This window comes from Nitrincola iocasae, from assembly GCF_008727795.1.
GTDB lineage: Bacteria > Pseudomonadota > Gammaproteobacteria > Pseudomonadales > Balneatricaceae > Nitrincola > Nitrincola iocasae.
In genome coordinates this window covers 1,703,590-1,729,992 of record NZ_CP044222.1, presented here as the reverse complement: position 1 = coordinate 1,729,992, position 26,403 = coordinate 1,703,590, and the positions used below count along the sequence as shown (strand labels likewise).

At 49.7% G+C, this 26,403-nt stretch carries 23 protein-coding genes; 8 read left to right on the top strand and 15 right to left on the bottom strand.

The window, feature by feature from the left end:
• The first annotated feature begins 180 nt into the window (after window positions 1-180).
• From F5I99_RS07985 to F5I99_RS07955, 7 genes are all read left to right on the top strand, one after another.
• Window positions 181-1,248, top strand: a complete 1,068-nt coding sequence (locus F5I99_RS07985; protein WP_151054810.1) for a hypothetical protein — start codon at window positions 181-183, stop codon at window positions 1,246-1,248.
• Window positions 1,249-1,509: 261 nt separating this feature from the next.
• Window positions 1,510-2,571, top strand: coding sequence for a hypothetical protein (locus tag F5I99_RS07980; RefSeq protein ID WP_151054808.1), 1,062 nt, complete (start codon window positions 1,510-1,512; stop codon window positions 2,569-2,571).
• 266 nt (window positions 2,572-2,837) lie between these two features.
• Complete coding sequence (locus tag F5I99_RS07975; protein ID WP_151054806.1) at window positions 2,838-4,028, top strand: thiamine pyrophosphate-dependent dehydrogenase E1 component subunit alpha; 1,191 nt, start codon at window positions 2,838-2,840, stop codon at window positions 4,026-4,028.
• Window positions 4,021-4,998 carry an alpha-ketoacid dehydrogenase subunit beta gene (locus tag F5I99_RS07970; RefSeq protein ID WP_151054804.1) on the top strand — a complete coding sequence of 326 codons (978 nt, stop codon included), beginning with the start codon at window positions 4,021-4,023 and terminating at the stop codon, window positions 4,996-4,998. Before F5I99_RS07975 ends, F5I99_RS07970 begins: the two co-directional genes overlap by 8 nt.
• 26 nt (window positions 4,999-5,024) lie before the next feature.
• Window positions 5,025-6,242, top strand: coding sequence for a 2-oxo acid dehydrogenase subunit E2 (locus F5I99_RS07965; RefSeq protein ID WP_151054802.1), 1,218 nt, complete (start codon window positions 5,025-5,027; stop codon window positions 6,240-6,242).
• A 1-nt stretch (window position 6,243) separates the two neighbouring features.
• Window positions 6,244-8,055 (top strand): protein kinase domain-containing protein, encoded by a 1,812-nt coding sequence (locus tag F5I99_RS07960; RefSeq protein WP_151054800.1) that lies wholly within the window; start codon window positions 6,244-6,246, stop codon window positions 8,053-8,055.
• Window positions 8,056-8,472: 417 nt separating this feature from the next.
• A complete protein-coding gene (locus tag F5I99_RS07955; RefSeq protein ID WP_151054798.1) occupies window positions 8,473-9,255 on the top strand; it encodes a M48 family metalloprotease in 783 nt (260 codons plus the stop codon).
• Window positions 9,256-9,375: 120 nt separating this feature from the next.
• Here the strand turns inward: F5I99_RS07955 and F5I99_RS07950 are convergent, their stop codons facing one another.
• The 9 genes from F5I99_RS07950 to F5I99_RS07910 form a co-directional block, all read right to left on the bottom strand.
• Window positions 9,376-10,188 (bottom strand): alpha/beta fold hydrolase, encoded by an 813-nt coding sequence (locus F5I99_RS07950; protein ID WP_151054796.1) that lies wholly within the window; start codon window positions 10,186-10,188, stop codon window positions 9,376-9,378.
• A gap of 18 nt (window positions 10,189-10,206) precedes the next feature.
• Window positions 10,207-10,806 carry a phenylacetic acid degradation protein PaaY gene (gene paaY / locus F5I99_RS07945; protein ID WP_151054794.1) on the bottom strand — a complete coding sequence of 200 codons (600 nt, stop codon included), beginning with the start codon at window positions 10,804-10,806 and terminating at the stop codon, window positions 10,207-10,209.
• Between the two features lie 47 nt (window positions 10,807-10,853).
• Window positions 10,854-11,615: an SDR family oxidoreductase gene (locus F5I99_RS07940; protein ID WP_151054792.1), complete on the bottom strand. Its 762-nt coding sequence runs from the start codon at window positions 11,613-11,615 to the stop codon at window positions 10,854-10,856.
• 38 nt (window positions 11,616-11,653) lie between these two features.
• Window positions 11,654-13,567 carry an AMP-binding protein gene (locus F5I99_RS07935; RefSeq protein ID WP_151054790.1) on the bottom strand — a complete coding sequence of 638 codons (1,914 nt, stop codon included), beginning with the start codon at window positions 13,565-13,567 and terminating at the stop codon, window positions 11,654-11,656.
• Window positions 13,568-13,644: 77 nt separating this feature from the next.
• The gene (gene mmsB, locus F5I99_RS07930) at window positions 13,645-14,529 is read right to left on the bottom strand and encodes a 3-hydroxyisobutyrate dehydrogenase (RefSeq protein ID WP_151054788.1); all 885 of its coding nucleotides are present in this window, start codon (window positions 14,527-14,529) and stop codon (window positions 13,645-13,647) included.
• A 52-nt stretch (window positions 14,530-14,581) separates the two neighbouring features.
• Window positions 14,582-15,685 (bottom strand): enoyl-CoA hydratase/isomerase family protein, encoded by a 1,104-nt coding sequence (locus F5I99_RS07925; protein ID WP_151054786.1) that lies wholly within the window; start codon window positions 15,683-15,685, stop codon window positions 14,582-14,584.
• Window positions 15,686-15,709: 24 nt separating this feature from the next.
• Window positions 15,710-16,486, bottom strand: coding sequence for an enoyl-CoA hydratase (locus F5I99_RS07920; protein WP_151054784.1), 777 nt, complete (start codon window positions 16,484-16,486; stop codon window positions 15,710-15,712).
• 9 nt (window positions 16,487-16,495) lie between these two features.
• On the bottom strand, window positions 16,496-17,650 hold the full coding sequence (locus tag F5I99_RS07915; protein ID WP_151054782.1) for an acyl-CoA dehydrogenase family protein: 1,155 nt from the start codon (window positions 17,648-17,650) through the stop codon (window positions 16,496-16,498).
• 43 nt (window positions 17,651-17,693) lie between these two features.
• Window positions 17,694-19,187, bottom strand: coding sequence for a CoA-acylating methylmalonate-semialdehyde dehydrogenase (locus F5I99_RS07910; protein WP_151054780.1), 1,494 nt, complete (start codon window positions 19,185-19,187; stop codon window positions 17,694-17,696).
• Between the two features lie 229 nt (window positions 19,188-19,416).
• On the opposite strand from F5I99_RS07910, the gene F5I99_RS07905 reads away from it, so the two are divergent.
• Window positions 19,417-20,316: an AraC family transcriptional regulator gene (locus tag F5I99_RS07905; RefSeq protein ID WP_151054778.1), complete on the top strand. Its 900-nt coding sequence runs from the start codon at window positions 19,417-19,419 to the stop codon at window positions 20,314-20,316.
• Window positions 20,317-20,326: 10 nt separating this feature from the next.
• Here F5I99_RS07905 and F5I99_RS07900 read toward each other — a convergent pair whose 3' ends face one another.
• From F5I99_RS07900 to F5I99_RS07875, 6 genes are all read right to left on the bottom strand, one after another.
• The gene (locus tag F5I99_RS07900) at window positions 20,327-21,508 is read right to left on the bottom strand and encodes an acetyl-CoA C-acyltransferase (protein WP_151054776.1); all 1,182 of its coding nucleotides are present in this window, start codon (window positions 21,506-21,508) and stop codon (window positions 20,327-20,329) included.
• A gap of 47 nt (window positions 21,509-21,555) precedes the next feature.
• Entirely contained in the window at window positions 21,556-22,551 is a 996-nt protein-coding gene (locus tag F5I99_RS07895; protein ID WP_151054774.1) for a branched-chain amino acid ABC transporter permease, read from the bottom strand.
• 2 nt (window positions 22,552-22,553) lie between these two features.
• Window positions 22,554-23,441, bottom strand: a complete 888-nt coding sequence (locus tag F5I99_RS07890; protein ID WP_151054772.1) for a branched-chain amino acid ABC transporter permease — start codon at window positions 23,439-23,441, stop codon at window positions 22,554-22,556.
• 84 nt (window positions 23,442-23,525) lie between these two features.
• Window positions 23,526-24,737 carry an ABC transporter substrate-binding protein gene (locus F5I99_RS07885; RefSeq protein WP_151054770.1) on the bottom strand — a complete coding sequence of 404 codons (1,212 nt, stop codon included), beginning with the start codon at window positions 24,735-24,737 and terminating at the stop codon, window positions 23,526-23,528.
• A gap of 110 nt (window positions 24,738-24,847) precedes the next feature.
• Window positions 24,848-25,570 carry an ABC transporter ATP-binding protein gene (locus F5I99_RS07880; protein WP_151054769.1) on the bottom strand — a complete coding sequence of 241 codons (723 nt, stop codon included), beginning with the start codon at window positions 25,568-25,570 and terminating at the stop codon, window positions 24,848-24,850.
• Entirely contained in the window at window positions 25,570-26,343 is a 774-nt protein-coding gene (locus F5I99_RS07875; RefSeq protein WP_151054767.1) for an ABC transporter ATP-binding protein, read from the bottom strand. The genes F5I99_RS07880 and F5I99_RS07875 overlap by 1 nt, the downstream gene beginning before the upstream one ends.
• Window positions 26,344-26,403 lie beyond the last annotated feature (60 nt).

Here is a 26,403-nt window from a genome sequence, read left to right as displayed (position 1 = left end):
CTAGCCTGTGACCATCTGCCGCCAAGGCCGAAAAATGCTCCTGTATTTTCGGCATTCCCGCCGTCCATGGCGGTCAGGTCAGCAGGCGAGCGAGTCAGGGATGACGTATAGCGAGTCGCAGGCTATTCGATCACCAATGCAGTTCCAGAATGGACACCTTTTAGATTTTTGAGGGAAACAATGAAACGCATGAGACCTAAGCTTGGCCTTGCTTTCGGCCTTGCACTGATCGCTATTACTCTGTTCCTCTGGAATCAAAAGGGAACTCAAATGGCACGCACATCAGATTATGTTATTGACCGGAATTATTACATTGTCGTGCACTCACGTGGTGCTGTATATGATATTTTTGTAAATGGTGTCAGCACACAAAAAGAAAATGCTGTGCGACAAAGTGATTTTACATTACCGATAAACCACTTAATGCAATCAGATGTGAATCGTATCACTTATAACTTTAGCCCGCTTAGAGGACGTGATGATGATGGGAATTTTATCATCGAACCCCACGAAAACTTTTCTATTCATATTTCTGTTGAATCTGTTCATCTAGAGACGCGCGAGCGTGAGCGCATTACTCTGGTTGATGCACGCTACGATATGGAAACCGGTCAAATCATCAGTAATGAAAAAACTATTTTCGATGCAGAGCCTGTCTACCAGCAAGCTCATATGTACACCACAGGCGAGCTCAAACTTAAAGGTAATCATGTTTGGGTGAATCATGGTATAGATCATCCCTTACCCAGCCAACACCTGATTGCTGAATTTAAGACCGAGGATCGTTTTCCCCGTTTTCATTGGCTGGATGAAGCGGTGGTGTTGGAAGACACCCCTGCGTTGCGAGAAGGGTTACGCAATAGCTATCGTCATATCCATGGTTTGATTGAGAGCGGGGATTTTCGGGGGTTAAGGCAGTTGTTGGACCCTATATGGGAGAACGGGGCTATTGCTTTGAATATGGGAAATTCAGCGGATGATTTTATTCGCAGGTCAGAAACTAATAAGAGCTTTGTTCAAAGACGTGATGATGGTCGAGTATTGAAACCACTTCACTTTGATCAGGTTGAAGCCCCCATAGAAATAGACCATTTACAATTTATGGCGGATGGCCGTCTCGTGCGTATTTTACCTGACCCGATTCAGTGGCGTCGACCAGGCACAAACACAACCACTTATTCACGCTTTGTATTCTATGTAACTAAAGACAATGAGTGGAAAGTCGCAGATATAGTTATTGATGGTTAACCTGCTGATTAAAAGCGTTTCCATTTGGTTGGCATGCTGGCATATGTCAAGAGGCACTACCACCACTACTCGGTGACCGACTGCTGCGCGGTAGGCGGTAGTCGGGCGAGTCATAGGTTAGCGGTGGTAGTGCCAAGTTCCCCCGTTGAATTCAAAGGCCCCGCCTGTTTTCTCGCGATGACTTAAAGCTTAGAACAGAAGGGCTATTCGATCACCGATGCAGTTCCAGAATGGACACCTTTTAGATTTTTGGAGGAAACAATGCAACAGCGTATGACACCTAAGCTTGGCCTTGCTTTTGGCCTTGCACTGATCGCTATTACTCTGTTCCTCTGGAATCAAAAGGGAACTCAAATGGCACGCGCATCGGATTATGTTATTGACCGGAATTATTACATTGTCGTGCACTCACGTGGTGCGGTATATGATGTTTTTGTAAATGGCATCAGCACACAAAAAGAAAACTCTGTGCGACAAAGTGATTTTACATTACCGATAAACCACTTAATGCAATCAGATGTGAATCGTATCACTTATAACTTTAGCCCGCTTAGAGGACGTGATGATGATGGGAATTTTATCATCGAACCCCACGAAAACTTTTCTATTCATATTTCTGTTGAATCCGTTCACCTGGAAACGCGTGAACGTGAACGCATCACGCTTATTGATGCCCGCTACGATATGGAAACCGGTCAAATCATCAGTAATGAAAAAACTATTTTCGATGCAGAGCCTGTCTACCAGCAAGCCCATATGTACACCACAGGAGAGCTCAAACTTAAAGGTAATCATGTTTGGGTGAATCATGGTATAGATCATCCCTTACCCAGCCAACACCTGATTGCTGAATTTAATACCGAGGATCGTTTTCCCCGTTTTCATTGGCTGGATGAAGCGGTGGTGTTGGAAGACACCCCAGCATTGCGAGAAGGGTTACGAAATAGCTATCGTCATATCCATGGTTTGATTGAACAGGGGGATTTTCAGGGGTTAAGGCAGTTGATGGATGACAGATGGAGACATGTTGCCATTGCCATGAATATGGGTAATTCAGCAGATGATTTCATTGATTCCGACACAAAACAAAACTTTAGTTCAGTAGATCCGCAAGGACAAATATTGCGTCCGCTTCATTTTGATCAGGTGGAAGCACCCATAGAGCTGGATCATATCCAGTTTATGGCAGATGGTCGTCTTGTACGTATTTTGCCAGATCCAATTCGGTGGCGCCGTCCGGGTGCCAGAGAAATAAGCTCTTCCGGTTTTGTATTCTATGTCACTAATGATAATGAGTGGAGAGTGGCTGCAATCGTAATGTAAACATCGCATATTTTCGTTGAAGGTAGCTCAGTGCTTACACAACGGCCACTACCACCGCAAGCCTGTCACAGTCTGCCGCCAGTTGAGCGAAGTGCAGCGAGTCACAGGTTAGCGGTGGTAGTGCCCAGGTGCCCCCCGAAACAATATTTCTTTACATAACAAGCCTACAGGGCTAGATTTTAACACTGTATAGATGGTGATCCCGTCATACAGCATAGCTATTGACACAATCAGTAGATATAACAATAAAAACAAGAAGGTTTATTATGAGTGATAAACGCGAAACCGATGCACTGATCGTGCATAAACCGGTGTTTTTTGACGCAGCCTCCCTGCATATCCCCACCCTGCGGATATTGCGTGAAGATGGCACCCTCTACCCCGATGCAGTCCCCCCCGATCTGAAGCAAGAGCTTGCTTTAAAAATCTACGATACGTTTTTGTTTATCCGGGCCCTCGATGAGCGCATGCTGGCCTCACAACGCCAGGGTCGAATCAGTTTCTACATGACCGAAACCGGTGAAGAAGCGGCTGATATAGGTAGCACCGCCGCCCTTGCAGATGACGATATGATCATGGCGCAGTACCGTGAACAGGGTGCACTGGCCTTTCGCGGCTTTACCCCGGATCAGTTTATGAATCAGATTTTTTCCAATGAAAAAGATCTGGGCAAAGGGCGACAGATGCCGATTCATTACGGCTCTCGTGAACTGCATTACATGACAATTTCCTCACCTTTGGGCACCCAATTACCTCAGGCAACCGGTTATGCGTTTGCGCTGAAAGCGCAGCAAAAAGCCAACTGCGTGATCTGTTATTTCGGCGAAGGCGCGGCATCCGAAGGTGATTTTCATGCGGCGCTGAATATGGCCGGGGTGTTTAAAGTACCGGTGATTTTTTTCTGTCGCAACAATGGTTATGCCATCTCCACACCGGCACATGAGCAGTATGCCGGTGATGGTATCGCACCACGAGGCATAGGCTATGGGCTGAAAACCATCCGTGTCGATGGCAATGATGTTCTGGCCGTATTAAAGGCCACCCAGGACGCTCGTAAACTGGCGGTTGAGCAGCACCAACCCGTACTGATTGAAGCCATGACCTATCGCCTGGGTGCGCACTCCAGTTCGGACGACCCCAGCGGTTATCGCAACAAATCCGAAGAAGATATCTGGCGGGCAAAATGCCCGGTGCTGCGCTTTAAAAACTGGTTGATGCAGCAGGCCTGGTGGGATGAAAACCAGGATAGCCAACGCAAACAGCTTCATCGGGATGCCATTATGGCCGCGATGAAAAAAGCCGAAAAAGTTCCAGCTCCGCCACTGAATGACCTGTTTACCGATGTGTATGACACCCTGCCCTGGCACCTGCAGGAGCAACAGGCTGAGCTGATCAGCCACATTCGTAAGTATCCGCAGGCCTATGTTAAAACAGCAGGGAGGCTAGGCGATGAGTAAAATGAACCTGTTACAAGCGATCAATAATGCTCTGGATATAGCTATGTCCAGTGATGAATCTGCCTTGTGCTTTGGTGAGGATGTCGGTCATTTTGGCGGGGTGTTCAGAGCCACCAGCCATCTGCAAGATAAATTCGGTAAACAACGCTGCTTTAACACACCGCTGACCGAACAAGGCATTCTCGGGTTTGCCAATGGTCTGGCCGCACAGGGGATGACGGCGATTGCTGAAATTCAGTTTGCCGATTACATTTTCCCGGCGTTTGATCAGATCGTTAATGAAACCGCCAAATTCCGCTACCGTTCAGGTAATGAATTCAATGTCGGCGGGCTCACCATTCGCACTCCCTATGGCGGTGGCATTAATGGCGCGCATTATCACTCACAATCGCCAGAAGCCTATTTCACCCACACCCCCGGGTTGAAAATTATCGTTCCTCGCAATCCTGAGCAGGCCAAGGGTTTACTCCTGGCCGCGATACGTGATGCCAATCCGGTGATCTTTTTTGAACCCAAAAAACTCTACCGCGCCTCTGTCGGTGAGGTGCCGGAGGAAGATTACCAACTGCCTATCGGACAGGCCGAGATAGTGCGCCAAGGAAAGGACATTACATTACTGGCTTGGGGTGCGCAGATGGAAGCCATCGAAAAAGCCGCCGATCTGGCTGAAAAGGATGGTATTTCCTGTGAGCTGATTGATTTGCGCACCCTGCTGCCCTGGGACAGAGAAACGCTAGCCAACTCGGTACGCAAAACGGGACGACTGATCATCAATCATGAGGCTCCTAAAACCTCGGGTTTTGGTGCGGAGATTGCGGCCAGCATTCAGGAAAGCTGCTTTTTGCACCTGGAATCACCGATCCTGCGCGTTACCGGTCTGGACACTCCCTTCCCCTTAGCACTGGAGAAGGAATACATGCCTGATCACCTGAAAACCTATGAAGCCATTAAAGCCAGCGTAAATTACTAATTCGCCGATTCGGTTTGGAGTAACCCATGAAAATAGATTTTATCCTGCCAGATATTGGTGAAGGCATCGTAGAGTGTGAGCTGGTTGAGTGGCGTATCAGTGAAGGTGAAACTGTCACAGAAGATCAGCCCGTAGCCGATGTTATGACAGACAAAGCCCTGGTTGAAATTACCTGCATGTATACCGGTGTTATCAGCAAGCTGTATTACCAGCAAGGTGATATTGCCCAGGTGCACCAGCCCCTGTTTGAGATCGACGTTGAGGCTGAACCAGGCCAGGAAAATGAAACAGCCACACAGGAAACCACTCAACAAGCTGACGAAAATGCATCCCCTGTTGAACAGATCCCTGCAGACAGCCTCGATCTGACCAACAGACCCATCGCCAGTCCTGCCGTCAGGCGACTGGCACGGGAAATGGAGCTGGATCTCGGTGCGATTGAGGGTAGCGGAAAAAACGGCCGTATTTACAAGGAAGACCTGCTTAAACAGGTACAGGATGAAGACGCCACTGATACCAGGTCAAGCTTAGCTGACCAGGCGCCAGCAACCGAAGCCATCAAAGGGATTAAAGCGCTGATGGCAAAACAGATGCAGGAGTCCGCCAGCAGCATCCCGCACTTTACCTATGTCGATGAGCTGGATGTCACCCAGTTGGAGGATGCCAGACAGACACTCAAACCCACTTTTGAAGCCGAGGGGTTACGCCTGAGCCTGATGCCGCTGTTTATCAAAGCATTATCGCTGGCTTTGTTACAGCACCCCCTGCTCAACAGTCGTGTGAATGATGACTGTACCGAGATTATCTACCAGACGGATCACAACATCGGTTTTGCTGTGGATACCCCAACGGGTTTATTGGTGCCTAACATCAAAGCGGTGCAGACCTTGAATCTGGTTGAAATCACTCAACAGTTAAATCAGCTGATCGATGCGGCCAGACTGGGTAAGCTGACATCCCCACAGATGAAAGGTAGCAGCATTACCCTGTCCAATATTGGTGTTATGGGCGGTACCGTTGCCACCCCCATTATCAATAAACCGGAGGTCGCCATCGTGGCGTTAGGTAAGATACAAAGACTCCCCCGTTTTGATGCAGAGGACCGTGTTACAGCCCGGAAAATTATGCAGATCAGTTGGTCAGGGGATCACCGTATCATTGAGGGTGCCAGCATGGCCCGCTTCTGCAACACCTGGAAAGCGTATCTGGAAAACCCGCTTAGTATGCTGACCGAGTTGCGCTAGAATGACGCGTCCGTTGCTGCAACAGTTTTATATCAACGAAGAGCAGTCGATCTATCTGATGAGCCATGAAGATGCTCAGAAGATTAAAGACTGGGTACAGCTTTGTATGGCCCAACTCAGCTTACTGGGTTTTTCTGATATAGAATTTATCGGTAAGGGCGCGTATGGCTTTGTGTTTGCTGGGCGCTCCAATGAACTGGCCGATTACGTATTCAAATTTTCGCGCATTAACCTGCCTCAGGCGGTTCAGGACCGGCTCGAAGATGAGGCCTGGATGCAAAGTCAGGTGTTACACCCGGGCATTCCTGCCGTGAGTGAATATACCCGTATTTCCAGACAATCTGTGTTGATGATGGAACGTGCCCCGGGCATGGATCTTGAAGCCTATTCGGTACAGCAAGGACGCCTTTCACCCCGGCTGATCATCAAAATCGCGGCTCAGCTAGTAGATGTGCTGAGCGCTTTGCGGACATTTAAACGCCATGATCAGTTAGCCCCTATCGTGCATGGCGATATCAAGCCCTCCAATATTGTCTTCAACCCTGCTGATGAAAGCATCAAGCTGATCGACTGGGGATCGAGTGTGTTTGCGCAACTCGATAGTGACGGTCAACCGGTTGCAGCGCCGGGATTGAGTTTTCTCAGTGAAAACTTACACAGCACCAATGCCCGACTGGGAGATGTGTATTTTATCGGAGAAGACCAGCTGAATGGAGGACTAAGTTCGCCACGCTTTGATGAACAGGGCCTGGCAGGCACCCTCTATGCATTAGCCTCCGGCCAGTCCTGTCGTTACGGTTATGATGCCATACCGGCCACGGCATTAGGGCTGCCGAAAGCCTTTGCAATCACCCTGCAGACCTTGTCAGCAGGCAATGACCAGAACAAACTTCAGGCCGGTGATTACCTGATCTCGCAGATGCCCTATATGAAAAAATGGGTCATTCCAGACATGGCGGTCATCCCGGATAAACCCCAGATTCCCATCTGGGTGTTTCAGGATCAGCAGCACATGGAAACCGTTGTCTATACCTCCCGCAAAAGCTTCCTTCGAGAAGCTAACCTGGACCCGGAGCTGCTGGTGGATGTTGATGATGTCGAGCTGGAAAAGTACTACAAGAACTTTATGCACGGCATGGGCCGCACTGAACGTGCATTTCTCTGTGCGATCAGCCGTCTGGGTAAGTACCCGGTCTTGGGTGGACTGGCGATCCGCTGGGAAGATGATGATATCTTTATCGACTCCAGTCTGAACCTCCATGCACCTGAGCTGAAGCAACCCTTTACCAGTGCGGTCAATACCATGGTCACGCTGGCACGTGCCATCCACCGTGAGGGGGTGTTCAAATGCTGCCTGTTTGATGCCAAGAACACCCTTCATCTTCAACGAGAAAATGAAACACAAGCGTTTATGCCACCGGCAGGTATGGCGATTCCGTTTGAGGTCACTCAGGCACCGCTGAATGAAGACAGCAGCCGCAACCACTCCTATTTTGAAGATGGTCAGGACCCGGACGAGCTGTTACAACTGCCACAAAGCATCATGCAGGAAATCGCCTTTCTGAATGAAATCCGCCACACCGGCCTGATTATTTTTGAAGCCCTGCCAACGCATTTGAAAATCCATAACTATTACGTGCTACTTGACCCGGATCGGGAAGCCGACTTTGCCGCCGCACTGGAGCGCATCGTCCAGTCACTCCCGGACATAGACGGCCTGGGTGTCTCCGGCTTTATGAAAATGCCCTACAAAAACACTCGCGAATTCAAGCGAATTCAAGGGGTCAGCCAACTTGATCTTGAATTAAAATGAAGAAAAATCCAGGCACCTTCAAGGCATCGGTTTTTTTGATCTAACCCCTAGCTTAGTATTTGGCAAACGTTGCAAATCACGTTATAGTTTGCTCGCTGCCATCAGGAAGTAGCCAGCCTCATGTAAATCATCAACATGAGTGTCATTTAACAAGGAGTGTTTTATGGGCAAGCCCTCTGCACATTTAGACAACAACCCCACACCTGTCCAGCTGTCACCAGTAAAATCCCTCATCTCGGCGGTGCCATTTCCAGTGGCTATAGCCATGTATTAACTCGAATTATACCCATGCGTGAAGATTGATGAAGATTGGTATCAATCCATGAATCATAAGCATGGATAAGGTGAGCAATCTTGCAACTGATGCAGTAACTGTAAATTGACATAAATGGATCAATGGAAAAAAGGAGAAACAACATGTACGTTAAAAAACGCTTTTCTAAAGTAGCTGGCCTCACCATGGCTCTGATAGTGGGGAGTGCGTCGTTAACCTTGGTGGGCTGCAAAACCTCAGGTGTTGATATGCAGGGTATGCTTTCATCAGGTATGGGGTTAGCTAAAGCCGCTTCTTTGAGTGATGAAGAGATGCAACAAATTGGAGATCAAACGATTGCACAGCTCGATAGCTCCAACCGAGTAGCATCCAGCCGAAGTAGCTACGCCAGACGACTGGAGCAACTGACTGCGCCATGGCAGCAGGTTGAGGGCGTTTCATTAGAGTATAAAGTGTATATGGACCCGGAGGTTAATGCCTTTGCTGTTCCCAATGGTTCTATTCGCTTCAACAGTGGCTTATTGGATGAAATGACTGATAATGAAGTGCGTTACGTAATTGCACATGAAATAGGCCATGTGGTATTGGGGCATTCGAAAAAAGCGTTCCAGACATCTTATGCCGCATCATCGGCTCGACAAGCCGTTGCAGCAAGTGGTAATTCTGCAGCCGCTGCGCTGACCTCTTCAGAATTGGGTGACCTGGGTGAAAAGCTGATTAATGCACAGTTTTCTCAGCACAATGAGAATGAAGCTGATGATTTTGCAATTACACTCATGAATGAATCTAGTTACAATCCTGTGGCGGCTGTCAGTGCTTTGCGTAAAATTGAGAGCAAGTACGGTAACCATCGTAGCCTTTTTTCCAGCCATCCAGCGGCGGGAGATCGTGCTGATCGTCTGGCTGCTCAGCTTGATATTCGTTAACGAAGGCCTTTAGTCTGATCGACCTGTCTTTCCATTAGCATTTTAGAAGTGGAAGACAGGTCGATTCCTTTTGTCCTTCAGGGTATATAGGAAGATTAGTGATCTGAAATAGAAAATTATTTAGTGGATAGGTGTCGAAGCCGGGGGCTGAATAAAATCCGCAATCACATCCAGTACCTTTTCAGGCTGCTCAGCATGGGGCAGATGACCGCACTGCTGAAGTATCGCCTGTTCGACCCGGCCATTTACCCCTGCAGCGATATGCCGGGGGAAAGCAATCGATCCATACTCGTCACTATCTCCATGAATAACCAAAACTGCTGAGTTAATGTGTGACAGCCAGGGATCGATACGCCAGTCACGAAATGCAGAGGAAAGCCAAGACCCGGTCCAGGCATCTAACACCCAACGCGCTTTTTCCCCATGCCATTTCTTCAATTTGTTAAAGTTGGCCGTTTCAGCAAACTGTTGCTGGGCCGCACGTATTCCTTCCAGGGTTCGTTCTTCAACAAATGCCTGAGCTGCCAGCGTAATAGTGGCTTCGCAGGCCTCGTTCTGAAATGCTGCAATTGTCAATGCCATCACTCCGCCCACACTATGACCTAATAAGCCGAAGCGGGTGATACCCATTGCCTGACACAGTGCAGGAAAAATTACCTCGGCCTCTTCCACAATAAAATTTTCAGACGGCAAAGCATGTCGCGCACTGGATAGACCAAATCCCAGCCGATCATAAGCGATGACTGGGCGTTTAATCTGTTCTGATAGTTGCAGTGGAAAGTTACGCCACTGCGCAACGCTGCCAAGAGAATCATGAAGCATAATGACTGGAGCGCAGGATTGGATCTGAGAAGGTTGCCATTGGCGCACAAAAATCTGTCCACCGGGTACCTCAATAAAACGATCTTCAATCAGCGTACCATTAATGCTCATAGACAGTGACCACAACCCTTATGATTGATGTTTTTGCTTAGGTTTCAGGTCACCGGCATCAATCCGCGGACGATTGGCTTCAACCTGATCCAGAGGTTCGCAAAGTTCCAGAGTTTCCAGGCAGCGTTCGGTCAGGCGCTGATAAGCCCCTGTTCCTTCCTGTTTCCAGGCGATTTCTTCCTCTGACAAGCGGCGCAAGACTTTTGCCGGCGCCCCGACGATCAGTGATGCCTCGTTACAGCTGAAATTTGCTTTCACAAAAGCGGTTGCCGCCACAATACAGCGTGCACTGATCACCGCACCATCCATCACCACGGCATTCATACCAATCAGCGCATCTTCACCGACGATACAGCCATGCAGCACGGCTCCATGGCCGACATGGCCATTGGCTTCAATCACTGTATCTGTGCCAGGAAAACCATGCATGACGCAGGTATCCTGCAGGTTTGAGCCTTGCTTGAGAATAATGCGGCCAAAATCACCACGCAAACAGGCGTTAGGTCCGACATAACAGCCCGGACCTACCTGGACATCACCGATCAGCACAGCCGTCGGATGAACATAGGCGGATGGATCCACAACTGGTGTAACACCATCAATTCGATAACAGGGCATAACGACCCTCCGCTGAGGTTGAAAACAGTTTAATCAATAGGCCGCACTTAAATACGCAAGCCACCATCCATTTCAATAATCCTGCCAGTGAAAAAATCATTTTCAATAATGTACTGCAGGGTATGCGCCATTTCACTGATCTTACCCAAACGCCGCAAGGGGACGGCTGTCAGCATGCGCTCAATGGCTTCGGGTTTCATTTGCGCAGTCATGTCCGTAGCAATCACACCCGGCGCTATTCCGCCCACACGAATACCGTAACGGGCCAGCTCTTTGGCCCAACTGACGACCAGGGTCGCAACACCCGACTTGGTCGCCGAATAGTTGGTTTGACCGGCATTACCTGCCCGGGACACAGAGGAGACATTAACAATCACCCCGCCTTCACCCTGTTCAGCCATAATAGCTGCGGCTTCACGGCCACATAAAAAACTGCCCGTGAGGTTCACATTGATCACATCATTCCATTGCTTCAATGACATTTTATCTACCAGCTTGCCGTCTTTAAGTTTTATCAGCATACCGTCACGCATCAGGCCTGCGTTATTGACTAAACCATGCAGTTTGCCAAAATCTGATCGAATACTGGCAAAGGTATTTTCAACTTGAGACTCATCGGTAATATCACACACATAGCCTTGCGACTTCACACCCAATCCAGCCAGCTGATCAGCGCTATGTTTAAGTGCATCAGCATCCAGATCTATCAAAGCCACATGGGCACCCAGTGTAGCCAGATGGCTAGCCATACCCGCACCCAGCCCTCTGGCCCCGCCGGTAATCACAAACACTTTCTGTTTAATCTGCATCGTTTATGTCCTCAGTGCAGTGGAACTGTCCACTGCAATCATTCGTCATTATTCACTGTAGTTTCAATAAAGCCTGCCGCCGCAAGTGCCTGTTCAACCTCGGGTAAAATGCTGGCATCATCAATAGTCGAAGGCATGGCATAGTGTTCATTGGCGGCAATTTTACGCAACACCGCCCGCAGGATTTTACCTGAACGGGTTTTGGGTAGCCGTGCGACTACGATAGCCCGGTGAAAACAGGCCACCGCACCCACCTGCTCCCTCACCTGATGGACCAACTGCGCTTCCAGCTCAGCATCACTGATATCGGCGTCAGCTTTGAGTACCACCAATGCGACAGGTAACTGACCTTTAAGCGCATCGGTTACTCCGATCACGGCACACTCCGCCACCTGAGGATGGGCAGACACCACCTCTTCCATTTCACCCGTTGACAGGCGGTGACCGGAGACATTAATCACATCGTCAGTGCGTCCGGTGATGTAGATATAATCGTCATCATCTTTATAGCCACCATCACCCGTGTGGTAATAACCCGGAAAGCTGGTTAAATAAGCCTGCTTAAAGCGCTCAGCGTTGTTCCAAATACTCCAGGCAAAGCCCGGTGGCAGGGGCAATTTAATGCATATATTTCCGGCTTCATTGGCAGGCATTTCATGGCCTTCACCATCCAGAACGCGGATATCATAGCCAGGTATCGCCTTATTAGTGGAACCTGAACGTGCGGGCGAGGGATCAGGCCAACCCATTATCGGAGCCGTCATCGGCCAGCCTGATTCGGTTTGCCACCAGTGATCCAGCACCGGCACTGATAACAGCTCACTGAGCCACTGGTAGGTGCTGCTATCCAGCTTTTCGCCGGCAACAAAAATCCAGCGCAGACTACTCAGGTCATACTGTTTAGCCAGGTCGCCCTGTGGATCTTCCTTGCGCACAGCGCGATAGGCCGTCGGGGCGCAGAACATCGAATTAACCCGATATTCACTGATCAAACGCCAGAAAGCCCCGGCATCCGGTGTACGTACAGGCTTGCCTTCATAAAATATTGAGCTACAACCACCCATCAACGGGCCATAAACAATAAATGAATGGCCAACCACCCAGCCAATATCAGAAGCCCCCCACCATACATCACCAGCTTGCATGCCATACACATGCTGCAGCGCATATTTCAAAGCGACAGCATACCCTCCCGTATCACGCACTATACCCTTGGGCTGACCGGTAGTGCCGGAGGTGTAGAGGATATAAAGCGGGTCCGAGCCTTTAACCGGCACGGCCGCAGCCGGTTGCGCACCTTCCTGAAATTCATACCAGTCCAGATCCCGTGACGGGTTCAGCTCAGCCTGCAATCTGGGACGTTGACAGACAATGGTGTAGGCAGGCTTATGTGCGGCCAGCTCGATAGCCTTATCGACCAAAGGTTTGTACGCCAGGGTTTTGTCAAACTCGATACCACAGGAAGCGGTTAAAATAAGCTTGGGTTCGGCATCATCAATACGGATGGCCAGCTCGTTGGCGGCAAAACCTCCAAAAACCACGGAGTGAACCGCACCAATCCGTGCACAGGCCAACATCGCCACTGCCGCTTCGGGGATCATCGGCATATAGATGACGACCCTGTCACCTTGGGTAACGCCCAACCGCTGCATCGCCCCGGCAAACAGCTCAACCTGCTGTAGCAAGGCGGTGTAGGTAATCGCTGCTTTGGTCTGAGTAACAGGGGAGTCGTAATACAGCGCAACCTGGTCACCACGACCCTCAGCAATCTGAACATCCAAGGCCAGGTAACTGATATTCAGCTCACCATCAGAAAACCAGTTATACGTGCCATGATCTGTCTTACCCAACAGCTGTTCAGGGGCTTTAAACCAGCTCAGCGCCCGGGCTTGCTCTGCCCAGTAAGACTCAGGATCACTCAAACTTGCCTGATAGGCCTGCTCATAAGACATAATTCACCTCTGTTATTGTTGTTTTGAATGAGATGAGGCCAACCTGGGACCGGGTCAGCCTGTAGATCATCCCTGAATCACTGGTACAAGCGGATCAGACTGGAGAAATCCAACCCGCCATTACCTTGGCTCTTATGCAGATTAAACAGTGCTCGAGCGGCTGAACCCATGGGCGTAGCTGAAGCGCTTTGTTGGCTTAAATCCATCGCCAGTCCCAGGTCCTTATACATCAGGTCCACCTGAAAACCACCCTGGTAATCACGTGACGCTGGCACATTGTCCATAACACCCGGGACCGGGTTGTACACCTGCAACGCCCAGTTATTACCGGAGCTTTGTTTCATGATATCTGACAGTACGGCTGGATCCAGGCCATTCTTGACCCCCATGCTCAGGGCTTCACAGGTTCCCGCCATAAGGATAGCCAGCATCATGTTATTGCATGCCTTGGCAATCTGACCGGCGCCATGCTCCCCGGCATGAAAAATATTTTTTCCCATCGCCTGTAATACGGGTAATGCTGTTGCATACTGTTCAGCAGAACCACCGACAATAAAGGTCAGAGTACCTGCTTGTGCACCACCGACCCCTCCCGATACCGGCGCATCGATAAAATCAATCTGCCGTTGCTGAGCTGCGGCGGCAATTTCACGCGCGGTATGTACGTCGATGGTGGAACAATCTATCACCAGCGCACCGTCTTCCAGATGCTCAAACAACGGTGCATCACCTTCAAGTAACAGGCTTTTAACATGTTTACCGGCGGGTAGCATGGTAATCACCATCGCCGCACCCTTAACCGCATCCTGTGCTGATTCAGCTTGTCGACATCCGGCGGCTGTCGCCGCTGATAGCGCCTCGGCTGACAGATCAAATGCCTGCACACTGTGACCGGCTTTTGCCAGGTTAGCGGCCATTGGGCCACCCATATTGCCTAAACCGATAAATCCTATTGTTGCCATAACATATAACCTCTTGTTGTTTTTATACGGCTGTTCTCTGATTTTTCACTAACTACAGATCTTGCAAGGGGTGCGCTCCTGACCAGGGGGATTCAAACAAGGCATCGATGAACCCTGGATCAACGGCTTCAACCGATGCATAGGTCCATTTGGGTTGATTGTCCTTATCCACCAGCAAGGCACGCACGCCTTCCGGAAACTCACGATGACGACAGCACTGTACAGAGAGATTCAATTCTTGCTGAAACACCTCTTTTAGCGACAGGTGTCGACAACGCTGCAGTTGACGAGCGATCATATGAACCGAAACGGGGCTACCCTGCTGCAGCGCTTTTTGTGCCCGCAACACCCATTTATCGTCTGTTTCAATCGCCAGTAGCGCAGCCTGAATTTCAGCCACAGAGTCCTGATCCATCAACTCACGTATTAAGCCTTGATGGGCTTTAATCGGTGCTGGCATATCGGCAAAAGTGGCAGCCGATTCAGCTTCCAGTTCACGCAGGATTGCATCGATAACCTGCGTCGCCGGTAGCTGCCAGCTGGATGCCTGCAGGCGCTGCATCAGGGTGTCACGCAGATCCTTGCGCACGGCACGGTCACCAAGCCCTAAAAACAGTGCATCAGCCGCATTGATGGGATTACCTGTGAGCCCTAAAAACAAACCGGTCTTACCGGGCATACGGTTCAGAAACCAGCTGCCACCCACATCCGGGTAGAGTCCGATGGTGATTTCCGGCATTGCCAGATAGGAGGTTTCGGTCACTACCCGGTGACTACAGCCACTGAGCAACCCCATACCGCCCCCCATCACGATACCACTGCCCCAGCAAATCACCGGCTTGGGGTAAGTATGCAGAACATAATCCAGTTGGTATTCGCGGGTAAAAAAGTCTTCCGGAAAACGGCTGTTGGTTTTTTCAGTAATGGCGCGGTAAAGTTTGACTACATCACCGCCAGCACAGAAGGCTTTTTCCCCGGCACTGTCGAGAAATACCGCACTAATGCGCGGATCATCCCGCCACTTTTGCAGCTGCGGTAACATCAGATCGATCATATCCAGTGTCAGCGCATTCAGGCTTTTTTCGGCATTCAGGCGAATTTCAGCAATACACTGATCACCCGCCGTAGGGTGTTCAAAAAACAGGACACAACTCATCTGCGGCTCCTTGTGTGCAGCATCTCAACGATTTTTCCACTGGGGCTTACGCTTTTCCAGGAAGGCATTGACCCCTTCGCGCTGGTCTTCGGTTTTGAACAGATCCACAAACCACTCGCGCTCAAGAATATAGCCCTGTGCAAAAGGCGCATGGCGATTATTTTGAATCAGTTTTTTACAGGCGGTGACAGACGATGGACTTTGTTGTCCGACCTGTTCAGCCAAGGCCAACGCCTGATTGAAGGCCTGACCCTGCGACACCACTTCTTCAACCAGACCTATCGACAGGGCTTTGGCGGCATCAACCTGTTCACCACAGAGAATCATCCGCTTCGCCCAACCTTCACCCACCAACAGGGTCAGGTTTTGGGTGCCACCCGCGCAGGGCAGCAAGCCTACTTTGGCTTCAGGCAAGGCCATTTTAGCTTGTTCTTCGGCAATACGCAGATCACAGGCCAGTGCCACCTCCAGGCCTCCACCCATGGCATAGCCGTTGATGGCGGCAATGGATACCCCTCTGAAGCGGCTTAGGGTTTCAAAAGCCCGACCGAACAACACAGCCATATCGTGAGCTACTTCGCGATTGCCATCAGCAAACAGCTTCAGATCCGCACCTGCAGAAAAAAACTTGTCGCTGGCACTGGTGATCACCAGACTCCAGATGGCTTTGTCTTCATTCAGGGCTTCCACTGTGTCGATTAATGCCTGCAAACTCTCTGCCGTCCAGGTGTTGGCAGGCAGGTTATTCAGCGTCAAAATGGCGATGTGGCCACGTTTTTCCAGTAACAATGCGTCAGTCATGCCCTACTCCTAAAATTCGCTATCAGTATCCGCCAATAAACGGCGGCCTATAATCACCCGCATAACCTCATTGGTCCCTTCCAGAATGCGGTGAACCCGGGTATCTCTAACAAAACGCTCCAGCGGGTACTCTTTGATATAGCCATAACCACCAAATAGCTGCAGCGCTTCATCGCAAACACGGAAACCCACATCGGTGGCAAAGCGCTTGGCCATGGCGCAATAGGTGGTGGCATCAGCATCCTGACGGTCCAGTTTACTGGCGGCCAGCCGCACGAGTTGGCGTGCCGCAACCAGTTCGGTGGCCATATCGGCCAAACGAAACTGCAGCCCCTGAAAGTCGCCAATCTGCTTGCCGAACTGCTTACGTTCCAGCAGATAGTTTCGTGCCAGATTCAATGCCTGCTGGGCCGTACCCACCGAACAGGACGCAATATTAATGCGCCCACCATCCAGGCCTTTCATTGCCAATACAAACCCTTCACCTTCTTCACTGAGAAGATGTGAAACCGGCACCTTAACGTCATCAAAGGTAATCATGCGGGTGGGCTGGCAATTCCAGCCCATCTTGTCTTCACTACGACCATAGCTGATACCCTCACTCTGGGCATCCACCACAAAGGCCGAAACCCCTCTGGCACCGGGACCGCCGGTACGTGCCATTACTACCAGTACATCGGTACTGCCAGCGCCGGATATAAACACCTTACTGCCATTCAACACGTAGTGGTCGCCATCACGTTGAGCGGTGGTTTTTAAGGACGCCGCATCAGAACCCGCATTGGGTTCTGTAAGGCAGTAGGAGCCCAGTTTCTCCGCGCTGACGAGCGCCGAGGCATAGGTGTCCAGCACCTCCGGCTTGCCAAAACTGGTGACCATCCAGGTGACCATGTTATGAATGGTCAGATAGGCTGTCGTTGAGGTACAGCCCATCGACAGGCGTTCAAAAATGATACTGGCATCCAGACGGCTTAAGCCAAGCCCACCTACCGCCTCGGGTGCATAGATGGATGCAAAGCCCATTTCACCGGCTTTGCGTATAACCTCCAGCGGAAAAAATGCGTTTTGATCCCACTCAGCCGCATGCGGCTCAAGTTCATTGCGTGCGAAAGCTGTCGCCATATCGGCAAAAGCAATCTGATCTTCATTCAGTTCAAAGTCCATTCCTACCTCCACAGGCACCCCGTGCCGTTTGTGCAATCCGGATTTATTTCAATTGAATGGTCATATTCGGACCCGTTGCCAGATCGTCTTCAAACCAACGTGCGGTGACGGTTTTGGTCTCGGTATAGAAACGCACCGCTTGCTTGCCATAGGCATGCTGATCGCCGTAGAAAGACTTGCGCCATCCGGTGAAGGAGAAAAATGGCAGCGGCACAGGTACCGGCACATTGATGCCCACCTGACCGACCTGGATTTCATGCTGATACTTGCGGGCAGCCGCACCGGAAGCGGTGAAGATCGAGGTGCCATTACCATAAGGATTGGCATTAATCAGCGCGATAGCCTCTTCGATGCTGTCAACTTCCATCGCCACCAGCACAGGGCCGAAAATCTCGTCCCGATAAATAGACATATCAGGTGTTACACCACTGAAAAAGGTCGGTCCAACCCAGTTACCCTCCGGGAAACCTTCGACAGTGCAATCGCTACCATCAAGCAGGCACTCTGCACCGGCGTCTTTGCCTTCCTGAATGTATTGCAGCACCCGTTGTTTCGCCTGAGGATTGATCAACGGCCCATAACCTGCCTCAGTGTCATCCCAGGCACCTGGGCGAACCTTCGCCAGCGCATCACGTAACTCCGGAATCCACTGGCGTGCTTCACCCACAAATACCGCCACCGAGATCGCCATGCAACGCTGACCCGCGGCCCCCACTGATGCACCTACCAGATTATTAATGACATGGGATTTCTGCGCATCCGGCATAATCACCATATGGTTTTTGGCACCGGCAAAGGCCTGTACACGTTTCATATGATCTGTGCCGGTTTTGTAAATATGTTCACCCACAGCCACCGAACCCACAAAAGAAATGGCCGGGGTATCGGGATGGACTAACAGCTGGTTTACAACATCTTTAGTACCGTGAACCACCTGCAACAAGCCTGCAGGCGCACCGGCTTCCTGAAACAGTTCGGCCAAACGCATCGGCGTCAGCGGATCCTGCTCTGAGGGTTTCAGCACAAAGGTATTGCCACAGGCGATGGCCATCGGGAACATCCACAAGGGAATCATGGCGGGGAAGTTAAACGGCGTGATCCCCACACACACGCCTAAAGGTTGGGTGTAGCTGTAGCAATCCACTTTACGGGCTACATTCTCAACCGTTTCCCCCATACTTAAGGAAGCAACATTGCAGGCATGCTCGACCACTTCAATACCGCGCCAGACATCACCCTTGGCATCCTCAAAGGTTTTACCGGTTTCACTACTTAAGATAGTGGCCAGTTCATCATGATGCTCTTTTAACAAGGCTTGATAGCGCAGCATTAACCTGGCGCGTTCTGATACAGGGACTTCCTTCCAGATTTCAAATGCTGTTTTAGCGGCAGCAATCGCATCATCCACTTCTTGCGAGGTCGCACAAGGCACCTGTGCTATCACCGCTTGTGTGGCAGGGTCGGTAACCGGAATCCACTCAGAGGTTAGGCTCTGAACCATTTCACCATTAATCAGCAGGGGTACTTGTTGTGTCATAGTCGTTCTCTCTGGTTTTATTGTTATTGTCTTAAATGACTTTACCTGAAGAATTATTTTTTTTACCTTTACGTTAACGTTAATCACTAATCAGGCGTTTTTCAATACCTATATGTTTTATCATGATAACTGCCCCTGAATGATTGAATAAATTGTTAAGGTGATGGACTATATTGCTATCACTAAGATAAAAACCACCTAAACGTAAATCAATTTGGATCCAGCCTCTATGAGCCAACCATCAACCTGGCCGATTCCACCAGGGAGCATACGTTTTGTGCTACCAAGGCGCGTCGTTAGTGAACTTTCTCAACACCCACTTAGTAAAGACCTCTACCCTTTGGCTATGGGTTTTTACAAACAGGCCAGTGGTCATGGTATGTCGCGCACACGCCATGACGATTTTCTATTCATATATTGCGTTAAAGGCCAGGGTGTATTACGTATAGGTGAATCTGAGCACAGAATCCAAGCAGGTGACCTGGTTGTTCTCCCCAAAGAGCAAATCCACAGCTACCAAGCCAAAGACAACAACCCCTGGAGCATCTACTGGGTTCATTGCGATGGCACACTGGCACCAGAATTCATTCGCCACCTGGACAACCCTATTCAATCCCCGGTAATCAAGCTTGGCCTGCATTCACGCCTGGCTGCAGATTTTGAGTCCCTGTTGGATCTGAGAAAAACCAGCCAGTTATTTCAATCTTACCTGCATGTTTGCAGCTTATTGCGGCAAATACTCACCCACATATCCTTACTGCAAACCCAGGCCCGACATCATTTTGATCAAAGCTTCAACATGGAGACCATCCAAACCCTGATGTTGACGCGCGTGCATGAAACACTGGATATCGATACCCTGGCCGCAGCTGCCAACCTATCCAAATATCACTTTATTAAGCGCTACAAACACCTGACTGGCAGCACACCCATTAATGATTTTATTCGCATGAAAATTGAGCGTGCTTGCCACTTACTGGATATCACTGACCAACGCATCAGCGAAGTAGCCTGGGCATTAGGCTACGAAGATGCCTATTACTTTTCCAGGGCCTTTAGCAAGGTCATGGGGATTTCGCCCAGCCAATACCGCGGCATACGGCTTGGCAAGGCAACCTATAAGGAATAAAGCTCACTGATCAAACCAACTCAACCGCCACAGCTGTCGCCTCTCCTCCACCAATACACAAGGATGCAATACCTCGCTTCAAACCACGCTGCTTCATAGCATACAAAAGCGTCACCAGAATACGCGAACCACTGGAGCCTATCGGGTGACCCAAAGCACAGGCTCCCCCTTTGACATTGACCTTAGCAGGATCTAACCCCAGGGCCTGCTTGGCTAGCAGCGTTACAACGGCAAACGCCTCATTGATTTCAAATAGATCAACGCTTTCCTTAGTCCAACCAGCTTTCTCCAGTACCTTTTCAATAGCCCCTATGGGAGCCAGAGTGAATTCGGCCGGAAGCTGCGCATGGGTTGCATGAGCAACAATCTTTGCCAGTGGCTGAACGCCCTCCTGTAGTTGTGCATCTGACGCTCTCATCAACACCAATGCTGACGCACCATCCGATATAGAACTGGAGTTGGCGGCAGTCACCGTACCGTCTTTGGCAAAAGCTGGTCGCAAACTACGAATTTTATCCAGTCGAGCCTTACCCGGCTGCTCATCTATATCAACCACCGAATCGCCCGTCCGGCCCGTAACTGTTACTGGTGCAATTTCATCTACAAAGGTTCCTGATTCAATGGCTGCCAGGGATTTTTCCAGTGACGCTATAGCGAAATCATCCATCGCTTCCCGAGTGATGGCACTCGCATCGGCAGAGCGCTGTGCAAAACTCCCCATCAGCCCGCCTTCGTAGGCATCCTCCAGACCATCGAGAAACATATGATCCAGCACGCTAGCATGACCCATGCGCAAGCCTTCACGTACTTTCGGCAACAAGTAGGGAGACTGGCTCATATTCTCCATACCACCGGCAATCATCACTCTGGCACTGCCTGCCATGATCTGGTCGTGCGCCAACATCACCGCCTTCATGCCGGAACCACACATCTTATTGATGGTTGTGCAGCCGGTGGAGATAGGTAGACCGGCTTTCAATGCCGCCTGCCGAGCCGGAGCCTGTCCCAGCCCTGCGGGCAACACACAACCCATCACCACCTCATCCACCTGCTCCGCCCTCAGGCCTGAGCGCTGTAGTGCGGCCTTTATGGCAACGCCACCCAAGTCCGGGGTACGCACATTAGCAAGCTTACCCTGCAAGCCACCCATTGGGGTTCTGGCTGCGGCCACGATTACTATAGAGTCACTCATATCAGTCCCGTTATTTCTGGTTATTTAATTGACTGCAAACACGCAACTTATTTGAAATTCTTTTTAAAGAATCGCTGCAACTCACCCACAATACCGGCGCGGAAGGCCAGCACACAGAGTATGAAAATAACGCCCAGTATCACGTTAACCCAGTCACCCAAAGCGCTCTGAGATAACTGATGCTCCAGACTGATCACAAAAGTAGCGCCTACCACTGGCCCCAACAACGTTCCAACACCCCCCAACAACGTCATCAGGATCACTTCACCGGACATGTGCCAATGCGCGTCATTCAACGAAGCCAACTGAAATACGATGGTTTTAACCGAGCCCGCAAGGCCTGCCAGACCTGCCGACACTACAAACGCCACCAATTTATATTGATCTACGTTGTAGCCCAGCGAAGTAGCCCGTGGCTCATTTTCTTTAATGGCTTTTAAAACATGTCCATAAGGGGAATGCACCATCCGATGCACTAATGCAAAACCAAAGATGAATACCGCCAAAACAAAATAATACATAGCAAAATTGTTTTGTAGATCAATAATTCCCAACAGTTTTCCGCGAGGTACACCATGCAAGCCATCTTCCCCGCCGGTAAAAGAGGATTGCACATAGAAGAAAAACACTAACTGAGCCAAAGCCAATGTAATCATCGCAAAGTAAATACCCTGACGACGAATAGCCAATAGCCCAAAGCCGAGCCCTAATAATGTAGAAGCAATAGTCCCTATCAGAATAGCCAACTCCGGAGTAAAACCAGAATAGGTGCTTAGCAAGTAGCCAGTTGTATAGCCCCCCGTAGCCAAAAAGGCTGCATGACCAAAAGACAATAACCCCACGTAACCCAGCAGCAGATTGAACGCTACCGCAAATAATGCGAAGCATAGAATTTTCATCAAAAACACGGGGTAAATAATTAAAGGCGCAATCAGGGCCAGTACAACCAGAAATGCATAGATCATCAGGTTACGACGCTCTTCACGCTGTTTGGTCGCAATATAATGCTTACGCGAACTGCTTTCAGATACTCTAGTCGACATGATTATGCCTCCTTACCGAATAAACCTGCCGGACGCACCAACAAGACTAAAACCATGACAAGGAAAATAACGGTACTGGAGGCTTCGGGATAAAATACTTTGGTTAAGCCTTCAATGATCCCCATCGCCAACCCCGTGATCACGGCGCCGATAATCGACCCCATACCGCCAATAACCACAACGGCAAAAACGATAATCAGAATATTGCCACCCATGACCGGAGTGACAGAGTAGATAGGTGCCGCCAACACACCGGCAAACGCAGCAAGCATGACCCCGAATCCGTAAGTCAGACTAACCAGTAAGGGTACGTTAATGCCAAAGGCCTGCATTAACTGAGAGTTTTCCGTTCCCGCGCGCAAATAGGAACCTAACTTGGTCTTCTCTATCATAAACCAGGTGCCAAAACAGATAACCAGCGCGGCCAGTATGACCCAGGCCCGGTAGTAAGGCAGGAACATAAACCCAAGGTTAACCCCCCCCTTAAATACATCGGGTATGGCATAACGTAAGCCAGATACACCGTAAATATTGGTGAAGACGCCCTGAATAACCAGTGCCAGCCCAAAGGTTAACAGCAAGCTATATATGTGGTCCGCATTGGCAATCTTCCGAAGTAAAAAATACTCGATAAAAATACCGAAAATACCCACCAATAAAGGTGCAAGAATCAGGGCCACCCAATAATTGACACCGAGGCTGTCAAACAAAACCACCGTACACAATGCACCCAGCATATAAAATGCACCGTGTGCAAAGTTAATAATCTTCAGTAGACCAAAGATTACCGCCAACCCTAAACTTAGCAAGGCATAGAATGCACCGTTGATAAGCCCAAGCAACAGCTGACCGGAGAGTACAGCCACCGGCACTCCGAATATCATGCTCATAATGTAAATCCCACTTGAATGTAACCCACTGGCGCTAATGCCAGGCAAGGATCACGCCCTCTGAAAGGGCGTGACTCATACAGTTTAGTTATTCACTAACTTGCATTGACTTTCAGAAAGTGGACGATAAGCCTCTTCAGCTGGAATTGTGCGGACAATATTATAAAGATCCCATTCGTTAGTAGATTCAGCTGGCGTTTTCACCTGAGCCAGGTACATATCATGAACCATGCGGCCGTCTTCACGAATAACGCCACCCTTAGCAAACATATCGTTAATTGGCGTATCCATCATCTGCTGACGAACTGTCTGAGTGTCATCTGTAGCACTTTCTTTAACCGCATTCAGATAGTGCATCGTGCTGGAGTAAATACCGGCATGCACCATGGTTGGACGAACGCCAGTTTTCTCGATAAAACGATCAGACCAGGCCCTTGCATCCTCATCCATATCCCAATACCAACCGGTAGTTAGCTGGATACCTTGTGCGGCATCAACACCCAGCGCATGTACATCAGTCAGGAACAGCAGCAACGCGGCCAAGGTCTGCCCAGACTGAGTCAGCCCAAACTCACCCGCTGTAGTAATGGCATTGGTGGTATCAGAGCCAGCATTAGCTAAAGCGACAACCTTGGCCCCTGAACTTTGAGCCTGCAGAATAAATGAAGAGAAATCTCCGGTCGGGAAAGGGTGGCGTACTTTCTGCATTACCGTACCGCCATTATCAGTCACTACTTTCTCAACATCGCCTTCGAGCGCATGACCAAACGCGTAATCAGCCGTCAGAATAAACCAGCTATCCCCGCCTTCCTGAACAACAGCCTGCGCGGTACCATTAGCCAACGGGTAGGTATCGTAAACATAGTGAATATGGTTAGGCGTGCAATGCTCATTAGTAATACTTGAAGCAGCAGAACCCGACACTATGCCCAACTTATCACTTTGCTCAAGAATTCGGGTGGCTGCAATCGAGACAGATGAAGCCACTAAACCGGCGACCATATCCACACCATCAGCCTCCACCCACTGGCGCACCGTGCTTGATGCCACATCAGGACTGTTACGATCATCCGCACTGACAATCTTGATTGCGGCTCCGTTGACCTGCCCACCAAAATCCTCAACGGCCATTTCCAACGCGGTAAGCCCATTAGGACCAGCCAAATCACGGTAGGTACCGGACATATCAGCTAGATAGCCTATACGCACCTCATTATCTGAAATAGCGGCCTGGGCAGAACCAGCTAGCATGGCAGAGGTAACTGCAGTCGTTAGAATTTTTTTTATTAGTTTCATTGTTTGTCTCCATTGCCCTATTGGCTTTTTATTTTTATGAACGTTAAAACTCGCGTGTTGCAAAGCATCTGTCAGTGCCGTGAATAACCCCAACACATTGACCATTCTCGTCATACACCAAGATAGGTATTCAGTAATTCCTGTTTTGAATTCAGCTCCGAGGCATGGATTTCTTCAACAATCTGGCCATGCTCCATCAGATAATGTCGATCAGCCAGTGGAGCCGCAAAACGAAAGTTTTGCTCAACCAGGATGATGGTGAGCCCCTTTTCCTTCAGTTTGATCAGCACTTCAGCCAACTTTTGCACAATAACAGGGGCCAGACCTTCGGTAATTTCGTCCAGCAACAACAGGTTTGCACCGGTTCGCAGAATCCGTGCCATGGCCAGCATCTGCTGTTCACCACCTGATAAACGCGTACCCTGACTGAAGCGTCGCTCGTAAAGGTTCGGGAACATGGCGTAGATTTCTTCCAGACTCACACCATCACTACGTACTGTAGGTGGCAGCAACAGATTTTCTTCCACATTCAGACTGGCAAAAATACCGCGTTCTTCCGGGCAGTAGCCCACCCCCAACCGTGCAATATGATGGGCCTGGGTATCAATCGTTTCACGGCCGTTAATCATGATGGAACCCGTACGGCTTCCTACCATATTCATGATGGACTTAAGCGTGGTACTTCGACCTGCCCCATTGCGCCCCAATAGCGTTACCAACTCCCCCCTGCGCACCAATAAATCGATGCCATGCAGAATATGAGATTCACCATAAAAGGCATGCAGATCGGTTACTTTTAATTGTTCGTAGTTGGGTTTTATTGAATCAGACATTAGTGAGCCCTCTCTACAGCGGCTGACTCACTGCCCATATAGGCTTCTTTTACATCAGGGTTTTCAGATACAGCTTTGTAATCACCTTCTGTAAGCACGGCTCCCCGGGTTAGCACCGTTATCTGGTCACATAATTTACTGACTACACTCAAATTATGCTCAACCATTAACACCGTACGTCCCTCAGCGGCCTTGCGAATCAGCTCGACAACACGATCAACATCTTCATGCCCCATACCCTGAGTAGGCTCATCCAGCAATACCAGTTCAGGCTCCATCGCCAGGGTAGTGGCTAATTCCAACGCACGCTTGCGCCCGTAAGAGAGCTCAACGGTGACGGTATCAGCAAAGGTCTCCAGACCGACTGATTCCAATAGTGCATAAGCTTTTTGATTTAATTTATTAAGGGTTTTCTCACTTTTCCAGAAATGAAAACTCCCCCCCTCGAAGCGCTGCAAAGCCACCCTGACATTTTCCAAAGCCGTCATATGCGGAAACACAGCTGATATCTGAAAAGAACGAATAATACCCATCCTCGCAATAGCGGCGGACTTCATCGAAGTAATATCTTGCTCATTAAATAGAATTTGTCCTCGTGTCGGGATCAGGAACTTGGTCAGCAGATTAAAAAACGTAGTTTTTCCAGCACCATTAGGACCAATCAGGGCGTGAATATGTCCTCGACGAACTTTTAGATTGACATCATCAACCGCCGTAAACCCCTTGAACTCTTTAACAAGATTTCGGGTTTCTAAAACGAATTCAGAACTCATATACTTGTGCAGCCTCTTGTTATTGTTGTAGACCCGCAGCCAACTTATATTTACGTAAGC